Source organism: Salinicola aestuarinus (assembly GCF_003206645.1).
Classification (GTDB): Bacteria; Pseudomonadota; Gammaproteobacteria; order Pseudomonadales; family Halomonadaceae; genus Salinicola; species Salinicola aestuarinus.
On record NZ_PZJP01000008.1, the window covers coordinates 293,477 to 304,516 of the forward strand.

The following is an 11,040-nucleotide window of genomic DNA, read 5'->3' on the forward strand; positions in this document are numbered from 1 at the left end:
CATGGCAACCGATACGCTCAAGCAGCACGACGCTCATGCCCACGACGGGCATGAGCATCACGACACCGGTGCGATCAAGGTGTTCGGTTTCTGGGTCTATCTGATGAGCGACCTGGTGATCTTCGGCACGCTGTTCGCGACCTTCGCGGTATTGCTCTCCGGGACGGCAGGCGGTCCCGGTGCCAGCGACATCGTCGAACTGCCGCTGATCTTCATTTCGACGATCTTCCTGCTCGTCAGTAGCTTCACCTTCGGTCTGGCGATTCTCGCCCAGACCGCGGGCGACAAGGGCGCCGTGTTGAAATGGCTGGCAGTGACCTTCCTGCTCGGCCTGGGCTTCATCTGTCTCGAAGCCTACGAATTTCATCACCTCATTGCCGAGGGCTTCGGGCCTGACCGCAGTGCGTTCCTCTCGGGCTTCTTTACCCTGGTCGGTACGCATGGTCTGCACGTGAGCCTGGGCCTGGTCTGGATTGCGATCATGTTCTTCCAGATTTCCAAGCAAGGCCTGACCGACGTGACCAAACCGCGCATGCTCTGTCTGAGCCTGTTCTGGCACTTCCTGGATATCGTCTGGATCTGCGTCTTCTCCTTCGTCTATCTGTTTGGAGCCATGTCATGAGCGACGTACATAACTCAGTCGACACCGGCGCCAGCCATGGCAGCCTAAAGTCCTACGTTGTCGGTCTCGTCATTTCGATCGCCTTGACGCTGGTCGCATTCGGCGTGGTCATGATGGGAGATTTTTCCCATCTGCTCAGGGTCATCGTGGTGACGGTGACGGCCATCATTCAGGTACTGGTACAGCTGATTCTGTTCATGCACTTGAACACCAAGGATGAAGACGGCTGGAATTTCATGTCCTTCGTCTTCACCGTTGCCGTGCTCGTACTCCTCGTGGGTGGTTCCCTATGGATCATGCATCACCTTCACGCCAATATGATGATGGGCTAAGCCAGCGAATGGCGTTCAAGCCGTACCTGCTGCTTACCAAGCCCGGCATTATCTTCGGCAACCTCGTGACAGTCATCGGCGGCTATTTTTTAGCCGCCGGTGGTCATTTCGAGCCCCTGCTGTTTCTGGCGGCCGTCATAGGCACCTCGCTCGTCGTCGCATCCGGCTGCGTCTTCAACAACGTGATCGATCGCGATATCGATGGGCACATGGCACGGACCCAGTCTCGCGCCATGGTCACCGGTCGAATTTCGATTCCGATCGCCCTGCTGTTTGCCACCGTGCTGGGCCTGCTAGGCTTCTCACTGCTGACCTGGCTGACGACACCACTGGCGACCGGATTCGCGGCGTTTGGCTTCGCGATCTACGTGGGGGCTTATAGCCTTTATCTGAAAAGACACTCGGTTCACAGTACGCTGATCGGCAGCCTTTCCGGCGCTTCCCCGCCGGTCATCGGCTACTGTGCTGTCACCGGGGAATTCGATCTTGGCGCCCTGCTGCTGCTGATCATATTTGGTCTCTGGCAGATGCCCCACTCCTTTGCGATCGCGATCTTTCGCTACGATGACTACGCGTCGGCGTCGATTCCCGTCTTGCCTGTCAAGCGCGGGATTCCCAATGCGAAGCGGCAGATCGTGATTTACACCGTGCTCTTTGCCATCTCATCCGTCATGTTGACCGTGGCGGGTTATGCGGGCTGGCTTTACGGTGTCGTGGCGGCGGGTATGAGTGTTTATTGGCTGGCAATTACGCTCAAGGGATTCAAGGCCGACAATAGTGAAGCGTGGGCCAAGAAGGTATTCGGCGTATCGATCATGGTCGTCACCGCTCTGAGCGTGATGATGTCGATCAACAGCCGAATGCCAATTGCCGAGCCGCTCTTTTCGTTGGCGAGACTCTAACCTTACCGTGTCTTGATCCACGCACCCGGTGTACATCAGACACAAAAAAGACCGCTCTAGGGCGGTCTTTTTTTTGGCCATTCTGGCTGATTCAGCCACGCTCACCGGGAAGAGAGATCAATTCCACCGAGCGTGGATCTGGCATTGCCAAGGATCACGCTTCCGGGGCGGCGTAGGAGCCATCCTCACGATGAATCTCGCGACCGGTCAGTGCCGGGTTGAACACGCAGGCGACCGTCATGCCCTTTTCCTTGCCGCGTAGCCAGTGCTCGTCATGCTGATCCAGCAAGTACATGTCGCCCGCCTTGATGGTATGGACCTTGCCATCGGCTATTGTCTCTACCTCACCTTCACCTTCGTAGCAGAACACTGCTTCGATATGATTCTTGTAATGGATATGAGTTTCGGTACCCGGATAGATTCGGGTGATGTTGAACGAAAAGCCGCAGTTGTCGTCGGCTAGCATCAACCGGGTGCTGTCCCAGTTACCGTTTTTGGCTTCGACAAAGCGCTCGGTTTTCCGACATTCCTCGAGATTGCGTACGATCATTCGGTGATCTCCTCATGGGCGGAAATAAAAGCGTAGCACTAACCGCTGATTGATGGGTGGATCGAAATGCCACCCACCGTCAGCATCAAATGGCGATCAGCTCAACGCCTCGTGGGCGCTGCGCTCGAGAATGTCCAGGCCTTCCAGCAGGTCCTCATCGCTAATGACCAGCGGGCAAAGGCACTTGATGACCTGGCCACTCTGCCCCGCGGTTTCGATCACGAGACCGTTTTCAAATGCCTTGGCTGTTACCTTGTCGGCGATCTCGCCATCTCCCACGTCGATACCGCGCATCAGGCCGCGACCACGCTCCGAGGACGGATAGCCCTGCTCGGTCATCCAGGCGGCAATCTTGGCGAAGCGCTCTTCGACGATTCGCCCCTTGCGCTGAACGTCGCGCTCCAGCTTGTCATCCTGCCAGAAGTGCTTGAACGCTGCAGTCGCTGTGACGAAGGCCATGTTGAAGCCGCGGAAGGTCCCGTTGTACTGACCAGGCTTCCACTTATCCAGCTCCGGGCGCATCAGCACATGAGCGAACGGCATGCCGTAAGCCGAGAGCGACTTTGAATTGGTGACGATATCCGGAACGATCCCGGCATGTTCGAAGCTGAAGAACTTGCCGGTACGACCGCAACCCGCCTGGATGTCATCCACGATCAGCAGGATATCGTGAGCGCGGCAAATACCTTCGAGACGCTTGAGCCAGTCAAGTCCGGCCGGGTTGATGCCACCCTCGCCCTGCACGGTTTCAACAATGACGCCAGCCGGCGTATCCAGGCCGCCGGATTTATCACCCAGCAGCTTTTCAAAATAGTCCAGCGTGTCGACCCCATCGCCCATGTAGCCATCGAAGGGCATGAAGCTTGCGCCTTGGGTCGGGATCCCGCCGGTCGCTTCGCGGAACTTACGGTTACCCGTGGTCGCGAGGGCCCCCATGGTCACGCCGTGAAACCCGTTGGTGAAGGTCACAATGTTGGGACGGCCCTTGGCGACACGCGCCAGACGGATGGCGGCTTCGACGGCGTTGGTGCCGGTCGGTCCAGTGAGATGTACCTTATAGTCCAGCCCGCGCGGTTTGAGGATCACCTCCTCCAGCGTCTCCAGATAACTGCGACGCGCTTCGGACCACATGTCCAGACCGTGGACCAGGCCATCACTCGTGATGTAGTCGACTAGTGCCTGCTGCAACTTGGGGTGGTTGTGGCCATAGTTCAATGTGCCGGCGCCGGCCAGAAAGTCGATGTATTCGCGCCCTTCTTCGTCAGTCAGCCTCGCGCCCTTGGCATGCGTGAATACCGTCGGGAAAGAGCGAGAATAGGTCCTGACTTCGGATTCCATCCGTTCAAGAATTTGCGTCTGCATGCAACCTCCATGGTTGGCGGTGAACGTCGGCGACGGCAATTGCTCGAGGAGCAATCGCCTCAGAGAAGCATCGCCTTAGAAAAGTTGTTTGGGATCGAACGGCCCGATTCGCACCAGGTTCTCGGGGTCATGCTCGCCGCCCAACTGCTCTGTCGAGAAGTACTCACGACTGATAAGCGATGCCTGCCAGCGGACCGCGAGGCGTTTGAACAATCCCCATGACGCCATGTTGTCGGGCGTTATCGTGGTTTCCAGATGATTGACTGTGTCCAGCTCGGGGCGGCTGATGACCGCTTCGATGAGCCGCCGGGCCAGGCCCGTGCCCCTGGCTTTCTCTCCCACCGCCACTTGCCAGAGGAAATAGATGTCGGGGGCGTCAGCCTTGATGTAGCCAGACACGAATCCGACGATCTCACCATTCTCTGTCGTCGCGACTGCGCAACTGTCACGAAACTGGGTTGCCAGCAGCAGGTAGGCGTAGCCCGAATTGACGTCCAACGGGGGGCAAGCCTTGACCAACTCGTAGATTCCCCAGCCATCTTCTGTCGTGGGCTTCCGGATGTAGAGCGGCATGTCGGGCTTGCCGACCACTGCATCCGCAATGGTCGGTCTGGCGAGTTCGACCGAAGGGGTAAAAGCTGGATTGGGATGCGTCATCGTCTGGGTCGCCATGGCGAATTTACGTTTAGGATAACAAGGCTTTAACGGATCAACAAATTCTGGGTTATTGGGAAAACCTTTTCCCATAACAGATTTTTATGTTTTCCGCTGCCATCCTGCGTCGGTGTCTGCTCAGCCGGTTGGCGGCTGAGCATGACGCCATCTCGTGACAGTTTAGTTCACGGCTTTATCAGGTGGGTCGTTTTACGCTCGCTATCAACGCAAACGGCCGCCCCGAGGGGCGGCCGTCAAATCGCGCGATGCAAAGACAGGGTCAGTGGCGAGTGACACTGCGCATGGTGACGAACTCTTCTGCCGCGGTGGGGTGTATGCCGACGGTGGCATCGAAATCGGCCTTGGTGAGTCCCGCTTTCACAGCAATCGCCAGTCCCTGCACGATCTCCCCGGCTTCCTCTCCCACCATATGCACGCCGACCACCCGATCACTCGCGTCGTCGACGACAAGCTTCATCAGGCAACGCTCGTCGCTTCCGGACAACGTGTGCTTCATGGGACGGAAATCGGCGCTGTAGATTCTTACCGAGCTATAGCGCTCGCGCGCTTCCTCTTCTGAGAGCCCAACGGTACCGATGTTGGGATGACAGAAAACCGCGGTGGCGATGTTCTCGTACTCCATGGGTTTCGGTGCCTCGTCACCATAATGGTGTGCGACCAACTGCATGGCCTCGGCCAGTGCCACCGGCGTCAGCTCCGCACCACCGATGACGTCGCCCAGGGCGAGGATAGACGGGACGGAGGTCTCGAATCTCTCGTTGACCTTGAGCGCCCCACTGTCGAGCGTCTCGACTCCCAGCGCTTCGAGACCCAAGCCTTCGAGATGAGGACGTCGGCCGGTGGCCGCAAGTACGGCGTCGACTTCCAGCGTCTTTCCGTCGGTGAGCGTGACTTCGAGTCCCGTCTCGACTTGCCGAATCTTCTCGATGTTGACCTCGAAGTGGAGATTGACGCCCTTCTTCGCCATCTCGTCGCGAGTGAAGTTACGCACCTCTTCATCAAAGCCACGCAGGAACAACGGGCCACGGTAGACGAGGTGGGTATCCGCACCGAGGCCGTTGAGGATACTGGCGAACTCGACCGCTATATAACCGCCACCCAGTACCAGAAACCGCTGGGGGAAGGCGTCCAGATCGAAGACCTGGTTGGAGTTGACGGTGAGCTCGTTGCCCTCGAACTCGGGCACCCAGGGCCAGCCGCCGACAGCCACCAGGATCTTCTCGGCGGTGAGGCGCTTCCCGTTGACTTCGACCGCGTGAGCGTCGACCACCTTGGCGCGGCCGTTGATCAGGTCCACGCCCGCTCCGTCGAGAAGCCGGCCATAGATGCCGTTGAGTCGCTTGATCTCCTCGATCTTGTTGTCACGCAGGGTCGCCCAGTCAAATCGGGGTGGCTCGCTCAATGACCAACCAAAGCCTGCACTGTCTTCAAATGCTTCGTGGAAATGCGCCGCGTAGGAATAGAGCTTCTTGGGTACGCAGCCAACATTGACGCAGGTCCCCCCCAGGTAGCGATCTTCGGCAACCGCGACCTTGGCACCGGTGGCCGCTGCGGTGCGCGCCGCGCGAACGCCGCCGGACCCGGCGCCTATAACGAACAGATCGTAATCGTAACTCGTCACGCTGAAACTCCTTGAGACATGATCGCCCGATGATAGCAGTCCAAAGTTGCCCTAGGGAGAGCCTGTCCTGGCGGCATGACGTCTGTCGCTATCCAAAAAGCAGCGCCGAGGTTATGCTTTTCTGCTGTCATTCCGCCGAATCTGTTCGGTGGAACTGGCCTAACGTCACGCGCATTTCATCGCGCGACAGCACGACATCAGGTAACGATCGACATGACCGACATTCAGACACTTCTCGACCAAAACCGCGACTGGGCGGCGCGCGTGCAGGAACGCGACCCGGAATTCTTCTCTCGTTTGTCCCAGCAGCAGAATCCGGATTATCTCTGGATAGGCTGCTCGGATAGTCGAGTGCCGGCCAATCAGATCGTGGACCTCCCCCCCGGCGAAGTCTTCGTTCATCGCAACGTGGCAAATCTTATCTATCACAACGATATGAACGCCCTATCGGTGGTTCAATTCGCGGTGGACGTGCTCAAGGTGAAGCACATAATGATCGTTGGTCACTATGGCTGTGGCGGCGTTCAAGCGACGATCACCGGCGGTGAACACGGCATTGTCGACTACTGGCTTCATAGCGTCAGTGAGCTGTACCAGCTGCACCGTGAAGAGCTGAAGGACCTGCCACTCCAAGCGCAGGTCGATCGCATGTGCGAACACAACGTTCGACTCCAGGTCGCCAATCTTTGCCGGACCAAGATCATTCAACGGGCTTGGGAGCGCGGGCAACCGCTATCGGTTCATGGCTGGGTTTACGGACTGGACGACGGCCGCGTGAATGATCTGGAGTGTACGGTTTCCCAGCCTGACCAGACCGGTTCGATCCGCATCATGCCATCGCGCGCGCCATCCTAGACGTTGCCTCCCGCGCTGTCCGGATAGCAACGTCTCAGAGCCGGGACCTCAATGCACTATCGGGTCCGGTCTTGGCGGACGCCAAGGCCGGGCGTGATCGACGACAGAGAGCGACATGGAACTTCGCTGGCTAGAGGACTTCATCGTCCTTGCTGAAACACGTCACTTCTCGCGGGCTGCCAACCGACAGAACGTCACGCAGCCGACCTTCTCTCGGCGCATCAAGTTGCTCGAGGAGTCGATGGGCGCGGTACTCGTCGACCGCCGAGCCGCCCCCTTGACGCTGACGCCTGCCGGCGAGGAATTCCTGATCCTGTGTCAACAGATGACCGAGCGCGTGCAAGTGACCCGAGAGCGCCTGCAGACGCTGGCTCAGTCGCAAGCGGAAACCATCCGTCTCGCCGCCCCGCAGAGCCTGGTCACTCACTACGTGCCGGCATGGCTTGCCGACCAGGGCCTCAGCCTCCGGGTGGAACCCTACCTGCGAGCGACGAGCTGGTTGATCGAGGACTATTTCCAGGCACTCCGGCGCGGTGAGATCGAGCTGGCTCTCTGCTACTGGCCAAAGTGCTGGACGCCCCCCAAGCTGGACTTGGAACGGCTGGACTCGGTCTGCCTCGGCGAAGAACGTCTCGTGCCAGTCAGCGCCGTCGATAGTCACGGCAAGGCGAAGTTTGCCCTACCTGGCACTGAAGGACGGCCCCTGCCCTACATCGCCTACCACCCCAGTGGCCTCATCGCCGCGACGATTCGCGAGCACCTCGAACATATCCCTGAAAGAGTGCATCTGGCCGCCCTCAGCGAAAACGTCCAGACCTCGAACATTCGTGAACTCATCGTGCAGGGCTATGGACTGGGCTGGCTGCCTCAGCGCACGGTCGACCGCCTGCTCGAACGGGGAAAACTGACTCGCGCCGGGGGTAGCCGCTGGGACGTCGCGCTGACACTGCGACTTTATTTTCATCGCGACAATCACCATCCCGGCCTTGCCGCGGTTCTCGCCCATCTTCAAGAGCCTAGCCATGACACTATTTTCTGAGGCCTCCGCCTCACGCCAGCGCGCGCACCTGGCGCGACTGCAGGATGCCTATACCCACCTCCTGGATGAGCATGGCTTCGACGCGGTCGCCATCTACAGCGGCCACGCCCGGAACCAGTACGCGGATGATCAGCAAGCTTCCTTCGCCGGCTACGGTCATTTCATTCACTGGACCGGCACCGCCACGCACCAACACGACTGGCTGCTGATTCGCCCGGGTCATTCGCCACACTGGTGTTACTTCGCGCCTGCCGACTTCTGGCACCTGTCGACCCCAGCGCCGGTGGGTGTGTTCGCCGATTTCATGACGCTCACACCACATGAAACCACCGGCTCGCTGCCGGCGCCCGTCGCCAGCAATGGACGCCTGGCCGTCATCGGCGATGTGGCGTCGCTCGCGCTTCCGGAAGGTGCCACTGCCAACCCCGAGGCGCTGTGTCACGCGCTCGATGAACTGCGCCTTTTCAAGGACGCCCACGAACGCTACTGCCTCTTCGTGGCTAACCAGATCGCGCTCGAGGGGCACCGTGCCGCAAGAACCTCGTTCGCCGCCGGCGGCGCCGAACTGGATGCGCAGCTTGCCTATCTGGCCGCCACCCGACAGCGAGAGAGCGAACTGCCCTACCAGAACATCGTGGGTATCAACTCACACGCCGGGACGCTTCACTACCAGCACTACGACAAGTACGCCCCGGACAAGCCGCGCTCGCTGCTAGTCGATGCCGGCCACCGCTACCTCGGCTACTGTGCCGATATCACCCGTACTTGGTCGGCCAGCGAAACGGATCCCCTGTTCACTTATCTGACCGAGGGGGTCACCGATTTTCAACGGCGCCTGATCGCGCGCCTGGCGCCGGGGGTCGATTTCGTCACGCTCCACGACGAAATGCACCAGCATCTTGGCGAACTGCTGGTCGCCAGCGGCATCGTCAACACGAGCGTGGAGGCAGCCATCGAAAGCGGCTTGACCCGCGCCTTTTGTCCCCACGGACTGGGCCACAGCCTGGGCGTTCAAGTCCACGACGTGGCGGGCCGACAGCGCGACGCCAGTGGCGCGCCATTGCCACCGCCGGCCCGCGACCCGGCGCTGCGACTGACGCGCACGCTGGAAACCGATATGGTCGTCACCATCGAGCCCGGCCTCTACGTGATTCCAATGCTGCTCGAACCTTTCCGGCACGGTAGTCAATCCTCGACGGTCGACTGGACCGCGGTCGACCGACTGGCCGACCACGGCGGCATTCGTATCGAAGACAACGTGATGATCACTTACAACGGGCACGACAATCTGACGCAGGGAGAGGCGTAGCGGCGTGTCGAGTGCGAGCCCCTTCGGTGGCGGCACTTTTGCCGCCGATTTTCGCCCCCCGCCCGGGCTCGCGAATCGACACGTGCAGACTCTGCTACCTCGCCTGCTGCCGCTGCAGGCGCTGTCGCAGACTGCCGAGCAAGTCGAGCTCTCTGATGGTGATTTTCTGGAACTCGCCTGGGCGGTGCCCGCACCTCGTTCGTCGAGCGCCCCGATTTTCATTCTGTTCCACGGGTTGGAAGGTTCCTTCGATTCCCCCTATGCCCGTCAGTTACTTCACGCCGCCGCTGGGCGCGGGTGGCGAGCCGTACTGATGCATTTTCGTGGCTGTGGCAAGCGGGCAAACCGTCTACCGCGCGCCTATCACTCGGGTGAAACCGGTGACGCGCGGCAAGTTCTCACCCAGATACGTGAGCGTTACCCCGAGGCACCGATCGTGGCCGCGGGGGTGTCACTTGGCGGCAACATGCTGGTCAAGCTCGTCGCCGAGGCCCCCATGAGTCTCTCCGGCGCGATTGCGATCAACGCCCCGCTCGACCTGGCCGCAAGCGCCGACGCCCTGAATCGGGGAGGCGCCAGGCTTTATCAGCGTTATCTGCTCACGGAGTTACGACGTAAAGTGGCTGGACAACTGGCGCGGCAGGCGATGCCCCTCCGGCTCGACGTTGACGACCTGAACGCACTCGATACCTTCTGGGCCTACGATGATGCCGTGACCGCACCGCTTCATGGGTTTGCCTCAGCCAGCGACTACTATCAGCGTGCTTCGGCCGGCCCTCTGATCGATACCCTCACGACGCCAACGCTGATACTTCATGCGGCCGACGACCCCTTCATGCCCGCCGAACTGTTTCAGCGGCTGCCTTGCCCTGCCTCGGCAGTTCGCATTGAGATCGCCCGGCACGGCGGCCATGTCGGCTACATCGAAGCGCATCGGGGACGACTTCGCTCCTGGCTCGCCCGTCGCGTGCTCGCCCAGCTAGAGGACTGGGTGCCGATGGCGAATGGCTCAGCGATACCGACGGTGGCCGACGGTCAGACGGAAAAATAATCACCGAATGAAAAACGCCCGAACCACCTTGCGGTTCGGGCGCCCTACCCACAAATGGCGTTGTGTCAGGCGGGCAGCGGGCAGGTGACGCCGGTGCCCTTCAGGCCGCAATACCCGTTGGGATTCTTGGCCAGATACTGCTGATGATCTTCTTCGGCATAGTAGAAAGCGTCCAGCGGACGAATTTCCGTGGTGATCTCGCCCAGACCTCGCTCGGAGAGTGCCGCTGCGTATTCGTCGCGGCTACGTTCGGCGACTTCGCGCTGAGCTTCGTTACCGTAGTAGATCGCCGAACGATACTGCGTGCCCTGATCGTTGCCCTGTCGCATGCCCTGGGTCGGATCATGAGCCTCCCAGAACACGCCGAGCAGCTGCTCGAGAGAGACCTGCGCCGGATCAAACACCACCCGGACCACCTCGGCATGGCCGGTCTTGCCGCTGCAGGTTTCCTGATAGGTCGGGTTGGGCGTAAAGCCGCCGGCGTAGCCTACGGCTGTGACGATCACACCGTCCAACTCCCAGAACAGACGCTCAGCGCCCCAGAAACAGCCCAGTCCCAGCACTATCTCTTCACTGCCCTGCGGAAACGGGGGCGTCATGCTGGCGCCGGTGACGAGATGCTCGCCGCTGATCGCCAGCGGCTGGTCCCGGCCGGGCAAGGCACTGGCTCGATCGGGAAGGACGTCGGGTCGACGTTGAAACATGGGAACACCTCCTGGTGA

12 protein-coding genes are annotated in these 11,040 nt (G+C 60.2%); 7 read left to right on the forward strand and 5 right to left on the reverse strand.

Features of this window, described 5'->3' with window-relative positions:
- Window position 1 precedes the first annotated feature (1 nt).
- Genes cyoC through cyoE form a run of 3 tightly spaced genes read left to right on the forward strand, consistent with a single transcriptional unit; the run spans window position 2 to window position 1,856 of the window.
- A complete protein-coding gene (cyoC, locus tag DOM41_RS13315; protein ID WP_110687339.1) occupies window positions 2–622 on the forward strand; it encodes a cytochrome o ubiquinol oxidase subunit III in 621 nt (206 codons plus the stop codon).
- Window positions 619–954 carry a cytochrome o ubiquinol oxidase subunit IV gene (gene cyoD / locus DOM41_RS13320; RefSeq protein WP_110687642.1) on the forward strand — a complete coding sequence of 112 codons (336 nt, stop codon included), beginning with the start codon at window positions 619–621 and terminating at the stop codon, window positions 952–954. Before cyoC ends, cyoD begins: the two co-directional genes overlap by 4 nt.
- On the forward strand, window positions 912–1,856 hold the full coding sequence (gene cyoE, locus DOM41_RS13325; protein ID WP_110687340.1) for a heme o synthase: 945 nt from the start codon (window positions 912–914) through the stop codon (window positions 1,854–1,856). The genes cyoD and cyoE overlap by 43 nt, the downstream gene beginning before the upstream one ends.
- 154 nt (window positions 1,857–2,010) lie before the next feature.
- Here cyoE and DOM41_RS13330 read toward each other — a convergent pair whose 3' ends face one another.
- From DOM41_RS13330 to gorA, 4 genes are all read right to left on the reverse strand, one after another.
- Window positions 2,011–2,406: an ectoine synthase gene (locus DOM41_RS13330; protein WP_110687341.1), complete on the reverse strand. Its 396-nt coding sequence runs from the start codon at window positions 2,404–2,406 to the stop codon at window positions 2,011–2,013.
- Between the two features lie 96 nt (window positions 2,407–2,502).
- Entirely contained in the window at window positions 2,503–3,768 is a 1,266-nt protein-coding gene (gene ectB / locus DOM41_RS13335; RefSeq protein ID WP_110687342.1) for a diaminobutyrate--2-oxoglutarate transaminase, read from the reverse strand.
- Between the two features lie 75 nt (window positions 3,769–3,843).
- A complete protein-coding gene (gene ectA / locus DOM41_RS13340) occupies window positions 3,844–4,425 on the reverse strand; it encodes a diaminobutyrate acetyltransferase (protein ID WP_110687643.1) in 582 nt (193 codons plus the stop codon).
- Between the two features lie 277 nt (window positions 4,426–4,702).
- Window positions 4,703–6,064 (reverse strand): glutathione-disulfide reductase, encoded by a 1,362-nt coding sequence (gorA, locus tag DOM41_RS13345; RefSeq protein WP_110687343.1) that lies wholly within the window; start codon window positions 6,062–6,064, stop codon window positions 4,703–4,705.
- Window positions 6,065–6,277: 213 nt separating this feature from the next.
- On the opposite strand from gorA, the gene can reads away from it, so the two are divergent.
- From can to DOM41_RS13365, 4 genes are all read left to right on the forward strand, one after another.
- A complete protein-coding gene (gene can, locus DOM41_RS13350) occupies window positions 6,278–6,919 on the forward strand; it encodes a carbonate dehydratase (RefSeq protein ID WP_110687344.1) in 642 nt (213 codons plus the stop codon).
- Window positions 6,920–7,034: 115 nt separating this feature from the next.
- Window positions 7,035–7,958, forward strand: a complete 924-nt coding sequence (locus tag DOM41_RS13355; RefSeq protein WP_110687345.1) for a LysR family transcriptional regulator — start codon at window positions 7,035–7,037, stop codon at window positions 7,956–7,958.
- Window positions 7,942–9,267: a Xaa-Pro dipeptidase gene (gene pepQ, locus DOM41_RS13360; RefSeq protein WP_110687346.1), complete on the forward strand. Its 1,326-nt coding sequence runs from the start codon at window positions 7,942–7,944 to the stop codon at window positions 9,265–9,267. Before DOM41_RS13355 ends, pepQ begins: the two co-directional genes overlap by 17 nt.
- 4 nt (window positions 9,268–9,271) lie before the next feature.
- On the forward strand, window positions 9,272–10,318 hold the full coding sequence (locus tag DOM41_RS13365; protein WP_110687347.1) for a hydrolase: 1,047 nt from the start codon (window positions 9,272–9,274) through the stop codon (window positions 10,316–10,318).
- A 65-nt stretch (window positions 10,319–10,383) separates the two neighbouring features.
- Here the strand turns inward: DOM41_RS13365 and msrA are convergent, their stop codons facing one another.
- Entirely contained in the window at window positions 10,384–11,022 is a 639-nt protein-coding gene (gene msrA, locus DOM41_RS13370) for a peptide-methionine (S)-S-oxide reductase MsrA (RefSeq protein WP_110687348.1), read from the reverse strand.
- Between the last annotated feature and the right edge of the window lie 18 nt (window positions 11,023–11,040).

What these genes read in the sequence shown, in the direction of transcription:
- can (WP_110687344.1), top strand. Translation starts at nt 6,278, where the DNA reads ATGACCGACATTCAGACACTTCTCGACCAAAACCGCGACTGGGCGGCG.
- ectB (WP_110687342.1), bottom strand. Translation starts at nt 3,768, where the DNA reads ATGCAGACGCAAATTCTTGAACGGATGGAATCCGAAGTCAGGACCTAT.
- msrA (WP_110687348.1), bottom strand. Translation starts at nt 11,022, where the DNA reads ATGTTTCAACGTCGACCCGACGTCCTTCCCGATCGAGCCAGTGCCTTG.
- cyoE (WP_110687340.1), top strand. Translation starts at nt 912, where the DNA reads ATGGATCATGCATCACCTTCACGCCAATATGATGATGGGCTAAGCCAG.
- pepQ (WP_110687346.1), top strand. Translation starts at nt 7,942, where the DNA reads ATGACACTATTTTCTGAGGCCTCCGCCTCACGCCAGCGCGCGCACCTG.
- ectA (WP_110687643.1), bottom strand. Translation starts at nt 4,425, where the DNA reads ATGACGCATCCCAATCCAGCTTTTACCCCTTCGGTCGAACTCGCCAGA.
- cyoD (WP_110687642.1), top strand. Translation starts at nt 619, where the DNA reads ATGAGCGACGTACATAACTCAGTCGACACCGGCGCCAGCCATGGCAGC.
- cyoC (WP_110687339.1), top strand. Translation starts at nt 2, where the DNA reads ATGGCAACCGATACGCTCAAGCAGCACGACGCTCATGCCCACGACGGG.
- DOM41_RS13355 (WP_110687345.1), top strand. Translation starts at nt 7,035, where the DNA reads ATGGAACTTCGCTGGCTAGAGGACTTCATCGTCCTTGCTGAAACACGT.
- DOM41_RS13330 (WP_110687341.1), bottom strand. Translation starts at nt 2,406, where the DNA reads ATGATCGTACGCAATCTCGAGGAATGTCGGAAAACCGAGCGCTTTGTC.